The organism is Vibrio sp. Vf1514, from assembly GCF_052076135.1.
GTDB lineage: Bacteria > Pseudomonadota > Gammaproteobacteria > Enterobacterales > Vibrionaceae > Vibrio > Vibrio furnissii.
Genome location: NZ_CP197267.1, coordinates 2,997,563 through 3,018,838 on the forward strand (window position 1 = coordinate 2,997,563; position 21,276 = coordinate 3,018,838).

Here is a 21,276-nt window from a genome sequence, read left to right on the forward strand (position 1 = left end):
CCTTATTTGCGTTTGAGGACATACGACCCCACCACCAAATCACCATTTTTGCTTAACTGGCCCTGTTCAACCGTAAAGTGCGCTTCAAGTTTGACGCGCGCTTGCTCAAAGGTTTGAAAATCTTTGCTGCTCGCTTCCAAACGCACTTCGCCGCGGTTGCCATCAAATCGCAGGCTCTGCACTTGCAGTGCGCGCACGCTACGCAGAGTGTCGGGCAATTTGCTCAGCCAGCCCAGGACATGCTCTCCACTGCCGCCACCCGACAACGCCGCCAATTCATCACTCATCTGACGTTTGAGATAACTGACGGTCGGAATGCGCTGCTTATCAGGAAAAATGGTTCGAAAAATGCGTTCACTCTCCGCGCGATAACGCTGCGCCTGAGTTTCGTATTGATAAGCTTCCACAAAGCGGTATCCCATCACGACCACCAGCAACAAACCGGCCGCGATTGCCGCCTTACGCCACACGCCCCAATGTTTGGACCACGAGGATTTCGGCGCAAATTCACCGGTCAGTAGCGTGACTTTGCTACGCAGCGCCTCTTGGGTCAGCTGTTGCATCACCAGATCTGCCGCTTCGGTGTGCCACACCTGCCCTTCAGCCAATGCCAGTTCAGGCAGCGGCGTGTAAGCCGTGAGCGGTAACCAAGCCTCACCCTCTCGTACCCAATCGGATTGGCTAAATAGCGGCAGCCACTGCGTCTCGACGCTTAAGCCCGCCAAGTCCCCTTTGCGCACCAACCATTCGTCGCCCAATTGCAATGCCGCGAGGCCATCGGCTTGCGGTACAGCCAGGACATCGGGCAGCACGCGTTTGACGTCGAACTGCAATGCTTTGAGCGTGTCCAGGCACGATTGCAACCATTGGCGATCCACGCCGGCCACGTGCGCCACACCGCCGCTTTTGCTCAATACGCTAAAATGCAGCTCTTCGACATCTTGCGCAATTTCATCTTCCACCAAATATGGCAGCATGCTCTCCAACTGGCGACTGGCACCAGAAGGAATCTCGACCTGTGTCAGCACCACATCACTGGCGGCCAGCAGCACCAGCGTTGACCGCTGCGCAGCATACGGCGCCAGCTCATCCAGCTGCTCGATTCCGGCCACTTCGCCGCTGGCGATCACCGCCTGCTGTTGCGGCGACCACACCAGCCAAGGAATGGCGGCATTTTGTTGACTACTCAGCCGAACGGTCAGAAACTCGCTCACTGATTCCTCCAAAGCGACGGCGTATCACCGTTGCAGTTTCTTTATTGCTACTAAAAAACAGACTCCGAACGCGCACGCGGGATTCATCCACTTTCACCTGTGCGTCCAGTTCAAAATATTGGCTGTCGACCGACAAATAGCCACGCGCATCATCACGTAAGGTGCTGTCCAGCGCGGCGATCTGAGCTTCTGCCATAAAATTATTCACGCTGCTCCAACCATCAAACGGGCGATTTTCCAGCACCGTTTTGGCGTTGGCTTCACTGAGTGCGGGCGTAAACATCGCCGCCAGCAACTTGGCTTGCTCCGGTGCCAACGTATTGATATTGAGTCGCCAGTCATCCATCGGCAGTGCGCACACGTAAGGCGCGAGCTTTTGCATCACCTCGCCACTCACCTGATTGACGGCGCGCAGTTCGCTGCTGTCAGCGAGCAGCGTATTGGCCGCCAAATAGGCCGGCGACATCGACTCGTAGTAACTGTCTTCAACCCCACCGACCGAGTTCACACTGTCATTGCTGTCGATGTAATCCCACGTCGCCCCAGCGATGCTTTCCGCTTGGTAATTGTCGATGTCGAGATCATCGAGCAGCGCTCGCCAAACGCGATATACGTAAGCTTGCGTGGTGCCTGTGCTGGTCGCTGGCACATTGGCAAACACATTGAGATTAAAACACGCCTGTCGGTCGATGATGCTGCCGGTCACCTGACCATAATCGAGCGGATAGCTGCGATCTTTCTGTGACCAAGGCTGATTCAAGCTGATCACATCGTTGTCTTTGTAACTCTGCTCAATCGCTGCTTTCGCTAAGGCTTCCACCCCCAAACTGTACCAATACGCTTGCTGGTAATTGAGTTGATGGCTGGCGCGCTGAAACTGAGTAAACATGCGTTGTGACATCGTGGCCGCAATCGACACCATGATCGCTAGGAGCAGCAAAACAATGATCAACGCCACACCGCGCTGTCGCTGGTTACGAATCATTGCTGTCTCCCAGCGTACCGCCTGAGGTCAAATAAATACGTTCAACCTCACCGTAATCTTTCAAGGTCAGCGTCACCGATACGGCCTGTGGCAGCGACTGTTTCGACGTCCACTCGTCCAGCCACTGGCCTTGAAAATAGAACTTCATCGACCACGATGTGACTTGCGTCAGCAGTGGCATCACCACCGGCGCTTGAGCCACCGGCGTATCGGCATAGCGCCACCACACGCGCTCTAGCACGTCATCTTTTAAACGATAGCCAACCTTCGCCACTTCGCCACGCGGGAACTGTTGCTGCGGGTTGTGCCAGCCCAAACGCACAAACAGCACGCCTTTGCTATCAGAATCAAGCAAGTAATCGCGCCACAGCAGCATCGTGTCGCCCGGCTCTTCGCCATTGGTGCGAAAACGACGCAGCGCCATTTGGCGAAAATCAGCATCCATGATCACGATGGCACGTTGCAGTTCACTCAGGCGCGCTTCCCGTTCAGCCGACAAACTGTTGCTGCGTTGCACTTGATTAAGCACCTGATAAGCCGCCAAGCTTAAGCTGGCAAAAATGGCCATCGCCACCAGCACTTCGATCAGGGTGAAACCGCGTGTGCGGCGCTGACGCCCTGCGTTATTTCGCCACATAACTTCTCACCGTCACCACCGGAGCGGCTTTTTTCTCTGTCGCGACACTGACATCAAACGCCGCCAGAATATCGTTACCGGTTTTCACCGGCGTCACTTTCCAATACCACGTGCGACCCGCCATTGTCTGCGTCCCTTGCCGCGCGCTGAGTCCCTGCGGATTGAGCATCACGTTGGCCATCTGGTTATCCACCACCAGTGCGGCAAAGGTTTTCTCTTCCAAATAGCTGATGGTGTTGATGTGCTGGCTCACCGCGCGCATCACACTGATGGCCGCGGTGGCAAAAATTGCCAGTGCCACCAGCACTTCCAACAAGGTAAACCCACGTTTAGCGCTGCGCATGACGTTCTCCCGGAGCGAGCAGTTGGATCGCCCCGTTCTCTTGCACGTTGACTTGCCAGCCATGCTCCGGCGTCTCCGATTTAACGTAGACGTCGAGCGTAAATGGGGTCAGCTCGCCACTGGACAAAATAAACACTTGCGGCGGACGCGTTTTCTTGGCGTCATCTTGCTCGGCAAACATCTCGTCATCAAACAAGCTGCCCGGCTTGAACAATCGATCCTTGTCTTGCCACACATCGCCGCCGGCCCGAAATTGCAGCACCAGCCCTTCCTCGGCCTGTAACTGCGCGCTAAACCCCGGCTTATTCAGCCGTTGCCAGCCAGTTTCATTGAGGCGAAGAAATGTAGCGCGGCGCGTTTTTTCATCCACACGCAACCCGTAATCCATCCCGCTCAAAATCGCTTCTTCGTTGATCAGTTGCAAACGCTGATACAGGCTTTCGGCAAAGCGGTTGGCCTCGTCATTGGGTCGATCCGGTAAGGTGGCAATCACCGCCACCGCACTCATCGACAACAACACCAGCACCAACAGAATTTCCAGCAGGGTAAACCCGCGTTTGTACTTCATGACTTCGCCGCAACTCATCTCAAATCATGGGCGGTCTCACCGCCCAATCCACCTTATTGGAAGTCCTGCAGGTTCCAGTTGCCGATGTCGGTACTGGTGCCTTCGCCGCCTTCTTGACCATCTGCCCCCAAGGTAAACACATCAATGGTGCCTTTATCGCCTGGGCTCAGGTATTGGTAGTCATTGCCCCAAGGGTCTTTAGGCAGACGCTTAATGTAGCCCCCAGTGCGGTAGTTGCGCGGCTCAGGGCTAGACGGTTTGCTGACCAGCGCATCCAAGCCTTGGTCGGTGGTTGGGTAAACATTGTTGTCTAATTTGTACATATCGAGCGCATTTTCCAGCGCGACGATATCGGTAATCGCTTTTTGTTGATCGGCTTTTTCTTTGTTACCCAGCAAGTTAGGCACAACAAAACTGGCCAGAATACCCAGAATGACCACCACGACCATCACTTCCAGCAGGGTAAAACCAGACTGTTTGTTTACTTTTTTGTTCATAGAGACTCCATGTTAAACAAGGCGAAATTGAGCCGAATTAACGACTCATTAAGTTATTCATTTCGAGGATGGGCATCAGGGTCGCCATCACGATAAACAGCACCAGCCCGGCCATCAACGCGATCAAGGCGGGTGTAAAAATACCCAGCGCAATATTCACGGTCGATTCAAAACTGGTGTCTTGGTTATCGGCTGCGCGCGTGAGCATGCTTTCCAACTCGCCACTCTGCTCGCCACTGGCGATCATGTGGAGCATCATCGGTGGAAACAGCTTGGTTTGGTCGAGCGCTTTACGCAGGCTGGAGCCTTCACGCACATTTTCCGCCGCCGCCAACACTTGCTGTTTTACATATTGGTTGGTCATGACATCGACAGCGACTCGCATGCCATCGAGGATCGGAATGGCACTGGAGGTACAGATCGATAAGGTGCGCGCAAAACGTGAGGTATTGAGGCCGCGCGCGATTTTGCCAATCATCGGCATATGAATCACGCGGCGATCCCAGTTCAAACGCACATCCGGTTTACGCAGTAACCAGCGGCACACGTAGATGATCACCAGCAGCGCGAGCAGCAACTGAATGCCCCAGTGTTGAATAAAATCGCTGGATGACAGCAAAAACTGCGTCGATTTCGGCAATTCCTGCCCCATTTGTACAAACTGACCGACGATTTTAGGCACCACTGCCGCGAGCAAAAACGCGACAATCGCAACGGCAAACACCACCAGCACGATCGGATAGAGCATCGCTTGCAGCAATTTGGAGCGCATTTTCTGGCGGTTTTCCGCGTAATCCGCCAACCGCTCCAACACCGCATCGAGGTGACCTGATTTTTCACCTGCCGCCACCATGGAACGAAAGAGTTCATCAAACACCTGCGGGTAATCTGCCATGCTGTCTGACAGGGTGTACCCTTCGGTGACTTTGGAGCGCACGGCCGCCAGCATGTTTCGAATACGCGGCTTTTCCGATTGCTCGGATACCGCGCGCAAACACTCTTCCAGTGGCATGCCCGACTGCACCAGCGTCGACAATTGGCGCGTCAGGAGCGCCAAGTCCGGCGTACTGATACCACGGCGTGATAGCCCCAAGCTGCGGCTTTGGTCTTTGGCCGCTTTGACTTTGGTTTCCACCACTTCAATCGGTACCAAGCCTTGTTCTTTAAGACGCAGACGTGCCTGCCGCGCATTATCGCTTTCCAGCACACCTTTTTTCTGTTTGCCACGGGCATCCAGCGCCTTATATTCAAACGCTGCCATCAGGACTCCTTGGTCACACGCATCACTTCTTCAAGCGACGTCAAGCCTTGGCGCACTTTTTCCAGTCCGTCATCGCGAATGCTTGGCGTGGTTTCACGCACCGCTTTTTCCATCGCCTGCTCACCGGCTTCGGCGTGGATCAATGCTTGTACTTCTTCTGTCACCAGCACTAGCTCATGAATCCCGGTTCGGCCGCGATAGCCTTTAAAGTTACATTTCTCACAACCGTGCGCTTTGTACAGCGTCAGTGGGTCCTTTTTCTTCACATCAAACAGCTTGCGTTGCTCTTTGTCAGCTTCGTAAGGTTCTTTGCAGTCCGGACACAAGGTCCGCACCAAACGCTGAGCCAACACACCCAGCAGTGACGAGGAGATCAAAAAGGGTTCAATGCCCATATCACGCAGGCGCGTCACCGCACCAATCGCCGTGTTGGTGTGCAGCGTCGACATCACCAAGTGACCGGTCAACGAGGCCTGAACCGCAATCTGCGCGGTTTCTAAGTCACGAATCTCACCCACCATCACCACATCTGGATCCTGACGCAAAATCGCGCGCAGGCCACGGGCAAAGGTCATGTCGACTTTGGGGTTCACTTGCGTTTGACCGATACCATCGATATCAAATTCGATCGGATCTTCAACGGTCAGAATATTGCGTTCGTTGCTATTGAGTTCTTGTAGGCCCGCATACAGCGTGGTCGATTTCCCCGAACCGGTCGGTCCGGTGACCAGCAAAATGCCGTGTGGACGCTCAATCAAATGGCGGAAGTTATCGTGGTTGTGCGCCGTCATGCCCAAGCTGTGCAGATCCAATCGCGTGGCGTTTTTATCGAGCAGACGCATTACCACGCGCTCCCCATGCGACGATGGCATGGTCGACACCCGCACATCCACCGAACGTCCTCCGATACGCAGCGAAATGCGACCATCCTGCGGCACGCGTTTTTCTGCGATGTCCAACTTGGCCATCACTTTAACCCGCGACACCAACAACGGCGACAGCTTGCGACTTGGCGACAGCACTTCACGCAACACGCCATCAACGCGAAAACGAATCGACAGCACTTTCTCAAACGTCTCAATGTGAATATCAGACGCGCCTTCTTTGATCGCTTCGCCGAGCATGGCGTTGATCAATTTGATGATGGGCGCGTCGTCTTCCGATTCGAGCAAGTCCTCATTTTGTGGCAACTCTTCCACAATCGAGAAGAAATCGTCGCTGTCAGCGCCGATGTCTTCCATCAGTTGGCGCGCTTCTGAGGAGTCGCGCTGATACACTTGGGTGAGCTTGCTTTCAAACTCATTCGGCTGCAGTTCAATCAGATTCAGGCTGCCTTTGACCACGCGGCGCACTTCCGCCAAGGAGGTCACCGACATCGGCGCCACGTAATACACCGTTGGCGCGGCCTCTGCATCCTGCCACTCGAGCACCAGTTTATAGCGATTGGCAAAACTGAACGGCAATCGGCGGACTAAATTGCGAACCGCCTGCGCTGCCACTACATCCGTCATTACTTCTCTTCCATTTGATCAAGAAAGGCTTGAATTTCTGGTGGATGAAGACGATCTTGACCGTATTTCGGCAACACCGGAATGTTGCTGTCTTCCATCAATTTCAGGCCTTTATCGGCTTTGAATAACTGCTCCGCGCGAATGTAGTTGTACTTACGCTGCGTAATCCCATCGGCGGTCACGCCATTGCGAATGATGGTCGGCTTGATGAACACCATCAGGTTTTTCTTCTCAACCTGCGTGCTGGTTGATGAGAACAGATGCCCGATGATCGGAATGTCCCCCAGCAGTGGCACTTTCGATTCACTCTCTGCCGTGCGTTCATCAATCAAGCCCCCAAGTACCAGCATCTGACCGTCTTGCACCATCACCGAGGTGTTGAGCTGACGTTTGGCAAAGCGCACGTCGACGGCACCATTGGCCCCCAACACGTTCGACACTTCTTGCTCAATCGCCAGTTGCACCGAATCCCCTTCGTTGATTTGCGGGACCACTTTGAGTTTGATACCCACTTCTTTGCGATCCACCGTTTGGAACGGGTTGTCGTTGTTGGAGCTAGAGGTCGAACCGGTAATCACCGGCACTTCTTCACCGACGATGAACGACGCTTCGCCGTTATCCATCACGGTAATGCTCGGTGAGGAGAGAATATTAGTATTGGAGTTGCTGGATACCGCGCTGATCAGCGCCGTCCAGTCGCCCATCAAAACGCTTACGGCCGCGCCGTTGATGCCCGACAGGGCGGAGGCCAAGCTTGAATAGTCGCCCGATTCGGTGCTGGTGTATGGGCGTCGGTTACCGCTCGAGTCGTAGTAGTATTCGGTCGTGGTCTGGTCTTTGGCTTCTTCCAGCCCCACCATCACGCTACCAATCGATGCGCCGCTGTTGCTGTACTGAATCACGGAACCACTCTCTAGCGAGCCCCATTGCACACCAAGGTTGATCCCGTCAGCTTCCGACATTTCAACAATCAACGCTTCAATCAACACCTGCGCACGGCGAATATCCAACTGCGCAACCACATCCAAAATCGCGTTCATGATGTCTTGTGGCGCGGTGATCACCAGCGAGTTGGTATCGGCGTGCGCGGCAATCATCACCTCGTTGCGCTGCGCTGCACCGCTCGAGCTTTTCTGACCCGTTTGCTTGTCCGCTTGCAAGTTGTCCGACACCCCTTTGAGCACGTCGACCAAATCTTCAGCTTTAGCGTATTTGAGGTACACCACGCGGTTATTGCCTTTGGTCGCCATCTCCACATCAAGCTGTCTGATCAAGCGTTTGAGGCGTTCACGCACTTTCGGGTCACCAGAAATCAGAATCGAATTGGTGCGCTCATCGGCGACAAACTTCGGCTGCAGGAATTCAGGGGTATTCTTGGCATCATTGGCTTTGTTCAAAGCTTCCACGATACGCACCATTTCCGAAGCGGAGGCATTTTTCAGCTCCACCACTTCGATGTCTTTATTGCCCGCTTGGTCAACGCGACGAATGATATCCGCCAAACGGTTGACCACCGCCGCACGGCCCGTGATCAAAATGATGTTTGCCGGGTCGTAATGCACCACGTTGCCCGCGCCCGCGTTATCAATCAGTTGGCGCAGCAGCGGCGACAGTTCGCGCACAGAAACATTTTTCACCGCCACCACTTGGGTGATCACATTGTCGCCGTTGGCACGGTCATGATCGCCCAACACTGGAATGGCCGAGGTTTTGGCGTCTTTGGCTTTGATGACTTTCAGCACGCCGTTGTCCATCTCAACCACCGCAAAGCCGTACACTTCCAGCACATTGAGGAAAAAGCTGTAGTACTGCTTTTCGTTCAGCGTGTCGTAGCTGCGCACATCCACTTTACCTCGAACAGAAGGGTCAACAATAATGGTTTTCTCGAGGTTGCGGCCAACAATGTTGATGAATTCCTGAATATCCGTGCCTTTAAAGCTGGCGCTGAATTCATTCGCCAGTGCTAACGGCGTCGCCAATAAACTTCCGGCCAACAGCCATGCACTTTTTTTAAGCCAATGCTTCACAGAATACTCCCTCAAACTTTGCTGACATTTTGCGGTTAAAACTGAATATAGATGTCATGTTGCTGTCCATCTCGTTCTACGGTGAGATTGATCTCGGTCAGATCGCTGATCGACTCAAAGACTTTACTCATCACGTCTGGATCGGTCAGATCCAAACCATTTAATTGTGTGGCGATGTCGCCGTTTTGTAAGCCAACCGATTCAAACAACGCTGAATCTTTGCCTGGGCTGACACGATAGCCCAGAATTTTGTCATCCTGCTTCAACTGGGAGAGCGTGACATATTGGAAAATTTCGCGCGGATTTTTCGCCACGGCGGCGCGAATGGCATCCAGTTTGTCATCCACAGAGGCTGACTGAGCGGCACGTGAAGGGGCTGGCGCAGGCTGAGCGCTCATTTTTGAGTAGTCGATCCCTTCCAGCATCAGGGTTTCATCCCGGCCAGAGTTATCGATGATGACGCGATCCGGCAGCACGGCTTTGAGTTTGACGCGCGTGCCTTCAATCACTTCGTTGAGGCCGTACGTCGCTTGCGAGCCCCGGTTTGCGATCACCGCCAAGCTCAAACGCGGTTCAGAACTCGCAACTACGCCCACCAGCTCTAGGTTCAAGCGCGTTTTCGGTGCATCCACTTTGACCGTTTTCACCACTGCCGGTGCTTGCTCGTTGTACTGTCCAAATAGATCGCCTTGTTGCAATCCGCTGATGTCCATGCCGCTTTGCGTCTGCGTTTGCGTCGTGGTGCTGGCAACCCAACCGCCAACCGCCGTTTGCTCTGCCGGCAGCATCCACACCATCTGACCGACAATCCAGGCAGACCACGCGATACAAATCAAAGCCACCCACACACTCATTGGTTTTTGCCAACGTGCGAGGTGTTGCATCCAATCGCCGGATGTCAACTGCTGAAAATTGATACGCTCCACTTTGTGTCCTTTATTCCTAATTCTTCCGCTAACGTCGTGTTTTTTCTCAGTAGGAGCCTTTTTAATTCAGGGCCTTATACAAAATATAGCAATATATCACAAGCTTTACGGTGTTCTTACACATAAAGTTAACGTTTGTGATGAGTTGAATTATCGGCGATCAATCACCATTGTAAGCGGTAAGCAAAACGCTAAATCATCACATTAGAGGTAATTTGCCAGCATGAGTTCCCATTCTGAAGCGGTTCGACTCGATAAATGGTTATGGGCCGCAAGATTCTATAAAACTCGCTCGCTGGCGCGGAATATGGTCGATGGTGGCAAAGTTCACTATAATGGCCAGCGAACAAAGCCAAGTAAGCTGGTCGAAATCGGTGCGATCATTACCCTGCGCCAAGGCAACGAAGAGAAAACCGTGGTCATCGAACACGTGTCGCAGCAGAGACGTGGCGCACCGGAAGCTCAGACCCTGTATTCAGAAACGGCTGAAAGCGTCGAAAAACGCGAGCGCATGGCGCTGGCACGTAAACTCAACGCCATCAACCCAGCCCCAGATCGCCGCCCGGATAAAAAACAGCGTCGCGATCTTCTAAAATTTAAACATCAATAACGAGCCGGACTATTCCTTATGACTACACGTTCAGTGTCAAACAACACATTAAACCGCTACCTATTTGAAGACCTTTCAGTACGTGGCGAGTTGGTACAACTGGATGAAACGTACCAGCACATCATTACCAGCAAGGAATACCCCGCGCCGATTCAGACGCTGTTAGGTGAGCTATTGGTCGCGACGTCACTGCTGACCGCGACGCTAAAATTCGAAGGCTCAATTACCCTACAACTGCAAGGGGATGGCCCGGTTTCGCTGGCCGTCATTAACGGCGACAACAATCAGCAAGTCCGCGGTGTGGCACGTTGGGACGGCGACATCGCCGACAACGCCAATCTGCATGACATGATGGGCAAAGGCTACCTGGTGATCACCATTGAACCGAAGCAGGGCGAACGCTACCAAGGCGTGGTTGGCCTGGAAGGGGATAACTTGGCTGACGTGCTGGAAGGCTACTTCCTGCGTTCAGAGCAGCTCAAAACTCGTCTGTGGATTCGCGTGGGTGAACACGAAGGCAAACCGCACGCCGCAGGTATGCTGCTGCAAGTGATGCCTGATGGCACAGGCACGCCGGAAGATTTCGAGCACCTCGAACAGCTAACCAATACCGTGAAAGATGAAGAACTGTTTACATTGGAAGCCAATGAGCTGCTGTACCGCCTGTACAACCAAGAAAAAGTGAACGTGTTCGAACCGCAACCGGTGGCATTCCAATGTGGCTGCTCACGAGAACGCAGCGCAGCGGCGATCATCACACTGGCTCGCGACGACATCAACGAAATCCTTGCTGAAGAGGGATTTGTGGCACTGCATTGTGACTACTGCGGCACCACCTACTCGTTCGATTCGGCGCAAGTGGCTGAATTGTTCGCACATCAAGCGGGCGAGAACAAAACCCTGCATTAATTCATCGGGCTTAACAAGCACGAAGATTTACCGCTACAGCCAGCATTATGCTGGCTTTTTTTGTGATCAAAACCCAATAAAATCAATAGTTACACTCACCGTACGCCGTACTTAATTTCTTTGGAATAATAATCCTTTTGATCTGGCGCAATGGTTTGCGCGCACGATAAAATACCCAAGCCACAATATGTGACGGGTCACCTAAAACCACAGGGAATGCGTGGGTAATTTTTGAACTATCTCCCTGTTTTTTCCCCCTCCCGTTGCTAGCATGGTGAGCAGATAACAATTACAAACTTTTAAAAATCCCTACAAAATCCTCATAAGGAGCACCTATGACCGTTATGGAACATACGAAGGCTGCACAATTAGATCTTACCCAATACGGAATAACCGATGTAACTGAAGTGGTGCGCAACCCAAGTTACGAATTGTTATTCGAAGAAGAAACTCGCTCAGATCTGGAAGGCTACGAAAAAGGCGTCGTCACTGAACTGGGTGCAGTTGCCGTGGACACTGGCATCTTCACTGGCCGCTCACCAAAAGATAAATTTATCGTCAAAGACGCCACCACCGAAGAGAACATGTGGTGGACCTCTGAACAGGCGAAAAACGACAACAAACCCATTAACCAAGCGGTTTGGAACGATTTGAAAGCGCTGGTCGGCAAGCAATTGTCTGGCAAGCGTCTGTTTGTGGTGGACGGATACTGCGGCGCGAACGCCGATACCCGTCTGTGCGTGCGCTTTATTACTGAAGTGGCATGGCAAGCGCACTTCGTGAAAAACATGTTTATCCGTCCATCAGACGAAGAACTGGCAACCTTTAAGCCTGATTTCGTGGTCATGAATGGCGCCAAATGCACCAACGACAAATGGCAAGAACACGGCCTGAACTCAGAAAACTTCACGGTCTTCAACCTGACCGAAAAAATGCAACTGATTGGCGGGACGTGGTACGGCGGCGAGATGAAAAAAGGGATGTTCGCGATGATGAACTACTTCCTGCCGCTGCAAGGCATCGCATCCATGCACTGTAGTGCCAACATGAGCAAAGATGGCGACGTTGCGATCTTCTTTGGTCTGTCTGGTACCGGTAAAACAACCCTGTCGACCGATCCGAAACGCGCACTGATTGGCGACGACGAGCACGGCTGGGATGACGATGGCGTGTTCAACTTCGAAGGCGGTTGTTACGCGAAAACCATCAAGCTCTCAAAAGAAGCGGAACCAGACATCTACAACGCGATTCGTCGTGATGCGCTGCTGGAAAACGTAACGGTTCGTGCGGATGGCTCGATCGATTTCGATGACGGTTCAAAAACCGAAAACACCCGTGTGTCGTACCCGATTTACCACATCGACAACATCGTGAAACCGGTCTCCAAAGGTGGTCACGCGAACAAAGTGATTTTCCTGTCTGCTGATGCATTCGGCGTGCTGCCTCCGGTGTCTAAACTGACGCCAGAACAAACCAAGTACCACTTCCTGTCTGGCTTTACGGCCAAACTGGCGGGCACTGAGCGTGGCATTACCGAGCCAACGCCAACCTTCTCCGCGTGTTTTGGTGCAGCATTCCTCACGCTTCACCCAACCAAATACGCTGAAGTGCTGGTGAAACGCATGGAAGCTGCAGGTGCGGAAGCGTACCTCGTGAACACGGGCTGGAACGGCACTGGCAAACGTATCTCGATCAAAGATACCCGTGGCATCATTGATGCAATTCTGGACGGCTCGATTGAACAAGCGGAAACCAAACACATTCCGATCTTCAACCTCGAAGTGCCAGTCGCGCTGCCAGGCGTTGATTCAGCCATCTTGGACCCACGTGACACATACACTGACCCACTACAATGGGAAAGCAAAGCCAAAGATTTAGCGTCTCGCTTTATCAATAACTTTGATAAGTACACCGACAACGCGGAAGGTAAAGCGTTGGTAGCGGCAGGTCCACAGCTAGACTAAAACTGATAACTCAGTAGCAAGCCCCTCTTTTGAGGGGCTTTTTTAGTTGAAGCCGACGCCAATTTACTCCAAGCTGTGAGCTTTCAGGACGATCATCGCATCAGGGAATTATGAAAAAGCTGCTTGCTCTGGGAGTTGGTTTGATTGCACTGCTGCTGGCACTCATGCTGGTCGCATTTGGCATCATGCACACCCGTTACCTCACCCCGTCTGCGCAGTGGCTAACCGACCATCTGTGGCCTGAAAAACTGACGTTTAGCGCGCTCGATTACGAATATCCACTCCATTTTCGCCTGCACAATGTGACGCTAGAAACCAACGCGACCCCACTGAGTTTTCAACAGGTGGATGTTTGGCTCAGTCCACAACTGTTCCAAGACGACAAATGGGTGATCGACAGCGTGCTGCTTGATGGCGCCAATTTTGCCGACGGCCTGCCAAGCAACGACTTTCTCGCCCAGCTGCAACTCCATCAACTGGCGCTACACAACATTGATTTCGCCGACCACGGTTTGATCGCTCGTGGCGTCAACATGCAAGTCAAAAACCCCGTCTGGACCCACGCCCAACAATGGCTGCCTTATGGCGAACTACAACTCTCTGCTGAGCAGTTTTACTGGCAAGGCGAAGCGCTCAATAACGTGTTGATTGATGCCAACTACCAAGCGCAAGACAGCACCATCTTTGGCGCCTCATTTCAGTGGCGCGGCGGCGAGTTTTCGGGTCAGGCAGAGCAGTATCCGGCGGGCTGGTCGTTGGTTAACGTCACCTTGAGCAAGCTCGATCTAAAAGATGATCTGTCGACGCTGAGCGCGCCGTGGTGGCAATTGGCCAAGCCTTATCTTCATCACATCAACAGCCTGGATGTACTCAACAGCAATCTGCAACTGGCCGGCACTCGGCTGACCAACGTTGCGTTGTCGCTGGAAAATCTGACATTAGATCACTCACTGTGGCAACAAGAGGACGGGTATGTGTCGCTCAATGCCGAGTCGGTCGACTGGCACGGTTTGCAATGGATAGACCCAACGCTGAAGCTGACACTGCGTCCCGGCCGCATCACCATCAGCGACTTTGCCACCGAACTGCTGCAAGGCAGCATTCAGCTTAGTGGTGATCTTCAACCTTCAGGCATCCATCTGCAGCAACTCAGCGCCAGTGGCATCAAATGGTTTGCTGAGCAGCCACACGATTGGGCTTGGTTGGAGGGCGATCTTCCCGAGCTGAACAATCTGACCATCGATCGTTGGGATCTCAACAACTTGCAATTGATCCAACTGACACACAAACCATTCTGGCAGCTCTCTGGGGTCAATGTCGAAGGACGCAATACCGAGCTTAATCGCGAGGGTCGCTGGGGGCTATGGAATGGTCAACTCCATATCAGCGCCAACAGCGCCAGTATTGATTCCCTACTCAGCACGCAAGGCGTGGTGGACATGAGCAGCAAAGAGGGCCATTGGCAGCTTGAGCGCGCGTTCCTGCCTCTTGAGAACGGTTATGTGGATGCCACTGCCGATTGGGCGTTTAACGCGCCGAGCGCGCCGTGGCGCGTGAATCTGCATGGGGATGGTATCCCACTGGCGCCGATGCACACATGGTGGCCGCTCCCGCTGAAAGTCGACGCATTAGCTGAACTGGATGTCACCGCCGACGGCCTTGCGGGCGATTACCCGATGCTGGCGCATTCGCTCAGTGGCACACTCAACCTCAACCTGCGCGATGGGGTGATGGTCACCCAATCGGCAGATGCTTTGGTGGTGCAACCTTTCGCCCTCGATGGGCTCACACTCAGCGCTGATCGTGGGCGCTTGTCCGTGGAGGCGACGCCGCTGTCTGGCCCAACGCTGAATGCGCACGTGCATGGCGCAATCGATCTGGTCGAGCCCAAGCAGGGCGTGCTGGAACTGAAGGTGAAGCAGCGCTGCACAACGCAGCATTTTGATCTGCTGCGCAATCAACAGCGCACTGAGGCAAATCCTGAGATGATGTGCGCGCCAACCCCTTAGTCGCGCGCACTTTCCAAGATGGCTTGATAATTCGGAATCAGCATGTAGGTGCCAATAAACGTCACGGCATCGACGTCACCACTGGCAATGTTCACATTGACCACAATACGCGCTTTGCGCCCAGATTCGAGGCGATCCAAATCGCCGCTGATACCATCCAGAGACGTCGACGCCACCGGGTTGTGCACCACCGGATGGCGATAACGAATACGACTGTCGACCAGCACAATGTCTCCATCCAAATTGCGCTCACGCATCAGCAGCCACGCCATGCCCCAGCCGGTTAAGGTCGCCAAGGTAAAGGCCGAGCCAGCAAACAGCGTATTGTGCGGGTTGAGGTTGGGATTGAGCTGCGCGCCACATTGAAATTGATAGCCCGTGTACTGCAGTACTTTGATGCCCATTTTCTCGCTGATCGGAATGTGCGCCGCCCAGCGCTCCTGAAGCTCAGTACACCACTCCGGTTTACGCAACACATTGGCCATCGGGTCGAGCGGTTTCACCATCTGTTGATGGCGCACAGGGCCGCGTTCATCGGTCAACTCACCGCGACGTTCAAATCCGTTTTTCTCATAGAACTTAATCGCATCTTCTCGAGCATTGCACACCAGACGTTTGGCCCCTTCCTGGCGCGCCAGAGACTCCAGAGCCACCAGCACCAGCGATCCCATCCCTTTGGCTCGCCGTGTGGATTTGACCGCCATAAAGCGAATCTGGCCTTCGCTGTCCGGTGTAATATACAACCGACCGATGGCGATCGGGCGTCCTCGTCCGTCGACAATCATGCGGTGATGGCTCATGGCGTCGTATTCGTCGCGCTCCGAACCAATCGGCATCCGCCACGGCTCGCGCAGCAATTGCCAACGAAAGTGGTAATACTTATTGAGCTGATTGTCCGTTTTCGGCGTAATAAGTTTAAACATAGCGTCCGTTCCCGAAGGCTCACGAGGAGCCGAAATTTATACCTGCAACCAGAAGGTTACTGGGCCATCGTTGACGAGTGATACTTTCATGTCGGCCGCAAAACGTCCACGTTCTGTCGGCAACACCTCGGCACACACATCAGAAAAATAATCGTAAAGGCGCTCGGCCTCTTGCGGGTGTGCACCGCGTGAAAACCCAGCGCGCGTGCCCTTTTTGGTGTCGGCTGGCAAGGTAAACTGCGAGACCACCAGCACACTGCCCCCAACGTCTTTGACGCTGAGATTCATTTTGCCGGCGTCGTCTTCAAACACACGATAGGTGGTGACACGCTCCACCAAGCGTTTGGCTTTGGCTTCATCGTCGTCGCGTTCTACCCCCAACAGCACCAACAGACCTCGGTTGATTTCACCGATGGTCTCACCGTCGACACGAACGGCCGCTTCACTCACCCGTTGAATCAAGGCTATCACTTTGGTTTCCTTCTTGTTTGTGCTGAGTTTGAGGCAATGAGTGTATCACGTCTGGGGACTCACTCCAGTCTTCACGCTCACCGAGCGCCGCCGTAACTTCGGCCCCAATCAACACAATCAACCAACACAAATACACCCAAACAAACAAAATAGGAATCGCGGCGAGTGCCCCGTATATCAACTGATAAGAAGGGAACTGAGTGATGTAGGCGGCAAAGGCCTTTTTACTCAGTTCAAATAACAATGCCGCGACAAACGCGCCAGCAATGGCATGCAAAAAGTGGACTTTTTTATTCGGCACCAGCAGGTATAAACCCGCAAACGCAAAGAATGACAACAGCAGCGGCAGACGACGTAGGAAGAAGTTGAAGGCTCCCGTGAGCGCTTCACTGTCGAGCAGCTTGAGCGACGTGATATAGGACGTCAGCGCAATGCTGGCCCCCACCAAAATCGGGCCAAGCGTCAGAATCATCCAATACATCGAAAACGAAAACACCATGCGGCGTTTTTTGCGCACCCGCCAGATGTAGTTGAGGTTTTTATCGATATTTGAGATCAACGTTAACGCGGCGACAAACAGGAACATCCCGCCGACCGCCGTCATCTTGCCCGTATTGGTCACAAACTCGCTCAAAGCATGGCGCACCGCATCGCCAGCCGCAGGGACGAAGTGGGTAATCACATAGTCTTGTACCACGTCACCGACGTTTTCAAAAATCGAGAACGACGAGAGGATCGACAGCAACACGGTCAGCATGGGCACTAACGACAACAGCGTGATGTACGCCAGATACCCGGCGTTAACGTTCACTCGGTCGTGCACCATTCGACTCAATAAGTAACGACCAAATAATACGCTCTGCTTTACCAAAGTTTGGATTTTCAACTTGTCTCTCCCATGCGACTAAGCCATGCTAACGCCTTCATTTTAATTGAAAGGAGCGCATGATGCCTTACCTGTTGGCCATCTTCTTATCGATCTTTACTCTAACGGGCTGTCAAAGCGCCTACTACTCGGCGATGGAAAAAGTCGGCGTCCACAAACGCGACATCATGGTTGACCGCGTCGAGGCTGCTCAGGACGCCCAGAAAGACGCACAACAAGAACTGACCAGCGCGTTAGACGCCTTGTCGGCATTCACGCAGTTTGATGGCGGCGAACTCGAAAGCGCTTACGAGCGTATCAACGACCAGTATCAACACAGTGAAGACGCCGCCGCTGACGTTCGTGAGCGCATTGCCGCGATTGAAGACGTTGCCGAGGCGCTCTTTGATGAATGGCAAGGCGAACTGAAACTCTACACCAGCAGCAAACTGCGCCGCGCCAGCGAACAAAAACTCAACACCACCAAAGCGTCATATCAGACGATGCTCAAAGCGATGAAGCGCGCCGAGCAAAAAATGACGCCGGTGCTCAACACGCTGCGAGACAATACGCTCTTCTTGAAGCATAACCTCAATGCCAGTGCGGTAGGATCGCTGCAAGGTGAATTTGCGACGCTGGAACAAGATATTCGCACCGCGATCACGCAAATGAACGCGGCAATTGAAGAATCAAATCAATTCCTCAATCAGTTGAAACAGTAATGCCTTATCGTGCTGCGTGCTCACGCTCTAGCGTACGCAGCACAAATTCAACCCGCGCCGCCACCGGGCCAAATGGGACATCCACACAGAGATAGCCCAATTGGGTGTATGTGGTGAGCAACTGCTCATGAATGGCGAGCGCTTGTGCAAACGGATACGGTCGCACCTCATCTTGCACATAAATCGCCGCATGAGGCCGACAGACAAAGACCAAAGGGAAATACCCTTGGCTTTCGGCTTGCAGCTCAGCGTTCGGCGCAATCCCCGCTTCATGCAGATAACCACAAATGTCCGGAATCGCACGGTCCAAAAACGCCAAAGGTTCGTTTTCCGCACAGCGCTTTTGCTCGCGCATTGCCACCAAACACAACTGAGCAAATCCCGGCAGATCGTGCCAAGGCAAAATGCCCTGAGGCTTGGCACGCTCCTGCTCAATCAAGCGTCTCGACACCTCGGGAAACGTTGCCATACCGGTTTGCGCGAACGCCTCTATCAAGGTGGTTTTTCCAGCGCCCGGACCGCCGGTGATGATGATCGGTTTCACTCTCACTCCTTTTCTCAGGGCGAAAAAAAGCCCCCAGCAGATGCTGAGGGCTTCGCGCGATTCATTCAACGATTATTTTGCGTCGCGAGCAGCGCGTTTACGATCGTTTTCAGTCAGGTGACGTTTACGAATACGGATGCTTTGTGGTGTTACTTCAACCAGTTCATCGTCATCAATAAACTCAAGCGCTTGCTCTAGCGTGTATTTGATTGCTGGAGTCAGAACTTGAGCTTCGTCCGTACCAGAAGCACGTACGTTGGTCAGCTGTTTGCCTTTCAGACAGTTGACAGTCAGGTCGTTCGAACGGTTGTGAATACCCACGATTTGACCTTCGTAAACTTCGTCCGCGTGTTCAGTGAACAGACGGCCACGTTCTTGCAGGTTAAACAGTGCGTAAGTCAGTGCTTTACCAGTTGCGTTCGAAATCAGTACGCCGTTCACACGTTGGCCGATGTTGCCGCCTTTGTGTGGACCGTAGTGGTCGAATGTATGGTACAGCAGACCAGAGCCTGAAGTCAGCGTCATGAACTCAGTTTGGAAGCCGATCAGGCCACGTGATGGCATCACGAAATCTAGACGTACACGGCCTTTGCCATCTGGAGACATATCTTTCAGTTCGCCTTTACGCAAACCGATTTTCTCCATGATGCCGCCTTGGTGCTCTTCCAACACGTCGATGGTCACGGTTTCAAACGGTTCCATCAGTTGGCCGTTTTCTTCTTTCAGGATTACTTCTGGACGAGATACTGCCAGTTCGAACCCTTCACGGCGCATGTTTTCGATCAGGATAGACAGGTGAAGTTCACCACGGCCTGATACGCGGAATTTATCTGGATCGTCAGTTTGCTCAACACGCAGTGCAACGTTGTGAACCAGTTCTTTTTCCAGACGCTCAAGGATGTTACGTGAGGTTACAAACTTACCTTCTTTACCCGCGAACGGAGAAGTGTTGACCTGGAAAGTCATGGTAACGGTTGGTTCGTCAACGCTCAGCGGTGGCAGCGCTTCGATGCAGTTCACGTCACAGATGGTGTCTGAAATTTTCAGTTCGCCAAGACCCGTGATCGCAACGATGTCACCCGCTGTTGCTTGTTCAGTTTCAGAACGTTGCAGACCCAGGTAACCCAGAACAGTACCCACTTTGCCGTTACGTTTTTTACCATCAGCGCTCACAACGGTCACTTGCTGGTTCGGTTTGACCGTACCGCGAGTCACACGGCCAACACCGATAACACCAACGTATGAACTGTAGTCCAGCTGAGAAATTTGCATTTGCAGCGGACCTTCAAGGTCAACTTGAGGTGGTTCAACGTTATCCACGATCGCTTGGAACAGCGGTTCCATGTTCTCGCCCGTTTCGCCTTCTTCCAGCGTTGCCCAGCCGTTCAGCGCTGATGCGTAAACCACTTGGAAGTCCAGTTGTTCATCCGTTGCACCTAGGTTGTCGAACAGGTCAAAAACCTGATCCATAACCCAGTCAGGACGCGCGCCAGGGCGGTCGATTTTGTTGATCACAACGATTGGTTTCAGACCGTGAGCAAACGCTTTTTGAGTCACGAAACGAGTTTGTGGCATTGGGCCGTCAACGGCATCAACGATTAGACATACGCAGTCAACCATTGACATGATACGTTCAACTTCACCACCGAAGTCCGCGTGTCCTGGGGTGTCTACGATGTTGATACGGTAGTCATGCCAGTTAATCGCAGTGTTTTTCGCTAGGATGGTAATGCCGCGCTCTTTTTCAATGTCGTTCGAGTCCATGACTCGCTCTTCAACATCACCGCGCGACTCTAACGTGCCTGATTGCTGGAGTAGTTTATCCACCAGGGTCGTTTTGCCGTGGTCAACGTGCGCGATAATCGCGATGTTTCTTAATTTATCAATCTGTGGAGTAGCCATGGAGTTTTGCTTCACTTATTTACACAAAATGGTCCGCTTTCGCGCGTAGGCGAAATCGGCACCTGAGTTTGGTTCAAAAAACGGCCAATAATGTACCAGATTTTGGCGAAAAACCTAGGAATATGTGATCTGTCACGCTGAATTTCGCTCCTTTAGAGCCTAGTTGTCAAATTGATTTAAAACAAACCGAGACATACTGGTCGGAAATGGCAATTGACATCCCTGCAAATTAGCGGCTGAATAGTGTTCGCTTTGACAGATATTGGTGCAGTCAAAATTAATTTGCACCAATAAGGTGCAATAAAGGATCTTCTTGGTGCAGCAATAAGCACCAAAACGAACCAAACCTATGCAAGGCATTGAATTTATGGAACTTAAGAAATTGGCA

Annotated in this window: 20 protein-coding genes; 5 read left to right on the forward strand and 15 right to left on the reverse strand. The window is 52.8% G+C overall.

The genetic code is table 11. From position 1 onward, the window contains the following. Positions 1-2 precede the first annotated feature (2 nt). The 10 genes from gspL to gspC are packed head-to-tail and all read right to left on the reverse strand — an operon-like array spanning position 3 to position 9,927. Positions 3-1,214, reverse strand: a complete 1,212-nt coding sequence (gene gspL / locus ACS18Q_RS13910) for a type II secretion system protein GspL (RefSeq protein ID WP_441257172.1) — start codon at positions 1,212-1,214, stop codon at positions 3-5. Further along, positions 1,183-2,199: a type II secretion system minor pseudopilin GspK gene (gene gspK / locus ACS18Q_RS13915; RefSeq protein WP_004728455.1), complete on the reverse strand. Its 1,017-nt coding sequence runs from the start codon at positions 2,197-2,199 to the stop codon at positions 1,183-1,185. Before gspK ends, gspL begins: the two co-directional genes overlap by 32 nt. Next, positions 2,189-2,836, reverse strand: a complete 648-nt coding sequence (gspJ, locus tag ACS18Q_RS13920; protein ID WP_004728454.1) for a type II secretion system minor pseudopilin GspJ — start codon at positions 2,834-2,836, stop codon at positions 2,189-2,191. Before gspJ ends, gspK begins: the two co-directional genes overlap by 11 nt. Further along, entirely contained in the window at positions 2,823-3,179 is a 357-nt protein-coding gene (gspI, locus tag ACS18Q_RS13925; RefSeq protein ID WP_004728453.1) for a type II secretion system minor pseudopilin GspI, read from the reverse strand. Before gspI ends, gspJ begins: the two co-directional genes overlap by 14 nt. After that, a complete protein-coding gene (gspH, locus tag ACS18Q_RS13930) occupies positions 3,166-3,747 on the reverse strand; it encodes a type II secretion system minor pseudopilin GspH (protein ID WP_004728452.1) in 582 nt (193 codons plus the stop codon). Before gspH ends, gspI begins: the two co-directional genes overlap by 14 nt. A 53-nt stretch (positions 3,748-3,800) precedes the next feature. Beyond that, a complete protein-coding gene (gene gspG / locus ACS18Q_RS13935; protein ID WP_004728451.1) occupies positions 3,801-4,244 on the reverse strand; it encodes a type II secretion system major pseudopilin GspG in 444 nt (147 codons plus the stop codon). Positions 4,245-4,281: 37 nt separating this feature from the next. Continuing rightward, on the reverse strand, positions 4,282-5,505 hold the full coding sequence (gspF, locus tag ACS18Q_RS13940) for a type II secretion system inner membrane protein GspF (protein WP_004728450.1): 1,224 nt from the start codon (positions 5,503-5,505) through the stop codon (positions 4,282-4,284). Further along, positions 5,505-7,016 carry a type II secretion system ATPase GspE gene (gene gspE, locus ACS18Q_RS13945; RefSeq protein ID WP_004728449.1) on the reverse strand — a complete coding sequence of 504 codons (1,512 nt, stop codon included), beginning with the start codon at positions 7,014-7,016 and terminating at the stop codon, positions 5,505-5,507. Before gspE ends, gspF begins: the two co-directional genes overlap by 1 nt. After that, positions 7,016-9,043: a type II secretion system secretin GspD gene (gene gspD / locus ACS18Q_RS13950; protein WP_004728448.1), complete on the reverse strand. Its 2,028-nt coding sequence runs from the start codon at positions 9,041-9,043 to the stop codon at positions 7,016-7,018. Before gspD ends, gspE begins: the two co-directional genes overlap by 1 nt. Positions 9,044-9,078: 35 nt before the next feature. Beyond that, a complete protein-coding gene (gene gspC, locus ACS18Q_RS13955; RefSeq protein ID WP_172475433.1) occupies positions 9,079-9,927 on the reverse strand; it encodes a type II secretion system protein GspC in 849 nt (282 codons plus the stop codon). Between the two features lie 265 nt (positions 9,928-10,192). Between gspC and hslR the strand changes: the two genes are divergently transcribed. The 4 genes from hslR (at position 10,193) to ACS18Q_RS13975 (ending at position 15,461) form a co-directional block, all read left to right on the forward strand. After that, on the forward strand, positions 10,193-10,579 hold the full coding sequence (hslR, locus tag ACS18Q_RS13960; protein ID WP_038152589.1) for a ribosome-associated heat shock protein Hsp15: 387 nt from the start codon (positions 10,193-10,195) through the stop codon (positions 10,577-10,579). Positions 10,580-10,612: 33 nt separating this feature from the next. After that, the gene (hslO, locus tag ACS18Q_RS13965; protein WP_004728445.1) at positions 10,613-11,488 is read left to right on the forward strand and encodes an Hsp33 family molecular chaperone HslO; all 876 of its coding nucleotides are present in this window, start codon (positions 10,613-10,615) and stop codon (positions 11,486-11,488) included. Between the two features lie 335 nt (positions 11,489-11,823). Continuing rightward, positions 11,824-13,452, forward strand: coding sequence for a phosphoenolpyruvate carboxykinase (ATP) (gene pckA / locus ACS18Q_RS13970; protein ID WP_004728444.1), 1,629 nt, complete (start codon positions 11,824-11,826; stop codon positions 13,450-13,452). Between the two features lie 110 nt (positions 13,453-13,562). Next, positions 13,563-15,461, forward strand: coding sequence for an AsmA family protein (locus tag ACS18Q_RS13975; protein ID WP_441257173.1), 1,899 nt, complete (start codon positions 13,563-13,565; stop codon positions 15,459-15,461). Here the strand turns inward: ACS18Q_RS13975 and ACS18Q_RS13980 are convergent. The 3 genes from ACS18Q_RS13980 to ACS18Q_RS13990 are packed head-to-tail and all read right to left on the reverse strand — an operon-like array spanning position 15,458 to position 17,741. Beyond that, on the reverse strand, positions 15,458-16,384 hold the full coding sequence (locus ACS18Q_RS13980) for a bifunctional GNAT family N-acetyltransferase/hotdog fold thioesterase (protein WP_004728442.1): 927 nt from the start codon (positions 16,382-16,384) through the stop codon (positions 15,458-15,460). The genes ACS18Q_RS13975 and ACS18Q_RS13980 overlap by 4 nt on opposite strands. Positions 16,385-16,420: 36 nt before the next feature. Continuing rightward, complete coding sequence (dtd, locus tag ACS18Q_RS13985; protein WP_014204277.1) at positions 16,421-16,855, reverse strand: D-aminoacyl-tRNA deacylase; 435 nt, start codon at positions 16,853-16,855, stop codon at positions 16,421-16,423. Then, positions 16,827-17,741 (reverse strand): virulence factor BrkB family protein, encoded by a 915-nt coding sequence (locus ACS18Q_RS13990; RefSeq protein ID WP_014204276.1) that lies wholly within the window; start codon positions 17,739-17,741, stop codon positions 16,827-16,829. Before ACS18Q_RS13990 ends, dtd begins: the two co-directional genes overlap by 29 nt. A gap of 62 nt (positions 17,742-17,803) precedes the next feature. Between ACS18Q_RS13990 and ACS18Q_RS13995 the strand changes: the two genes are divergently transcribed. Then, positions 17,804-18,442 (forward strand): DUF2959 domain-containing protein, encoded by a 639-nt coding sequence (locus tag ACS18Q_RS13995; protein WP_004728439.1) that lies wholly within the window; start codon positions 17,804-17,806, stop codon positions 18,440-18,442. Between the two features lie 4 nt (positions 18,443-18,446). Here ACS18Q_RS13995 and ACS18Q_RS14000 read toward each other — a convergent pair whose 3' ends face one another. Next, complete coding sequence (locus ACS18Q_RS14000) at positions 18,447-18,986, reverse strand: AAA family ATPase (protein ID WP_441257174.1); 540 nt, start codon at positions 18,984-18,986, stop codon at positions 18,447-18,449. Between the two features lie 72 nt (positions 18,987-19,058). Then, on the reverse strand, positions 19,059-20,888 hold the full coding sequence (gene typA / locus ACS18Q_RS14005) for a translational GTPase TypA (RefSeq protein WP_004728437.1): 1,830 nt from the start codon (positions 20,886-20,888) through the stop codon (positions 19,059-19,061). Positions 20,889-21,276: the final 388 nt, after the last annotated feature.

Coding starts and splice junctions, on each gene's coding strand:
- gspK (WP_004728455.1), bottom strand. CDS start 2,199: ATGATTCGTAACCAGCGACAGCGCGGTGTGGCGTTGATCATTGTTTTG.
- gspJ (WP_004728454.1), bottom strand. CDS start 2,836: ATGTGGCGAAATAACGCAGGGCGTCAGCGCCGCACACGCGGTTTCACC.
- pckA (WP_004728444.1), top strand. CDS start 11,824: ATGACCGTTATGGAACATACGAAGGCTGCACAATTAGATCTTACCCAA.
- ACS18Q_RS13995 (WP_004728439.1), top strand. CDS start 17,804: ATGCCTTACCTGTTGGCCATCTTCTTATCGATCTTTACTCTAACGGGC.
- typA (WP_004728437.1), bottom strand. CDS start 20,888: ATGGCTACTCCACAGATTGATAAATTAAGAAACATCGCGATTATCGCG.
- ACS18Q_RS13980 (WP_004728442.1), bottom strand. CDS start 16,384: ATGTTTAAACTTATTACGCCGAAAACGGACAATCAGCTCAATAAGTAT.
- gspC (WP_172475433.1), bottom strand. CDS start 9,927: ATGCAACACCTCGCACGTTGGCAAAAACCAATGAGTGTGTGGGTGGCT.
- hslR (WP_038152589.1), top strand. CDS start 10,193: ATGAGTTCCCATTCTGAAGCGGTTCGACTCGATAAATGGTTATGGGCC.
- gspF (WP_004728450.1), bottom strand. CDS start 5,505: ATGGCAGCGTTTGAATATAAGGCGCTGGATGCCCGTGGCAAACAGAAA.
- gspH (WP_004728452.1), bottom strand. CDS start 3,747: ATGAAGTACAAACGCGGGTTTACCCTGCTGGAAATTCTGTTGGTGCTG.
- ACS18Q_RS13975 (WP_441257173.1), top strand. CDS start 13,563: ATGAAAAAGCTGCTTGCTCTGGGAGTTGGTTTGATTGCACTGCTGCTG.
- gspE (WP_004728449.1), bottom strand. CDS start 7,016: ATGACGGATGTAGTGGCAGCGCAGGCGGTTCGCAATTTAGTCCGCCGA.
- gspI (WP_004728453.1), bottom strand. CDS start 3,179: ATGCGCAGCGCTAAACGTGGGTTTACCTTGTTGGAAGTGCTGGTGGCA.
- gspG (WP_004728451.1), bottom strand. CDS start 4,244: ATGAACAAAAAAGTAAACAAACAGTCTGGTTTTACCCTGCTGGAAGTG.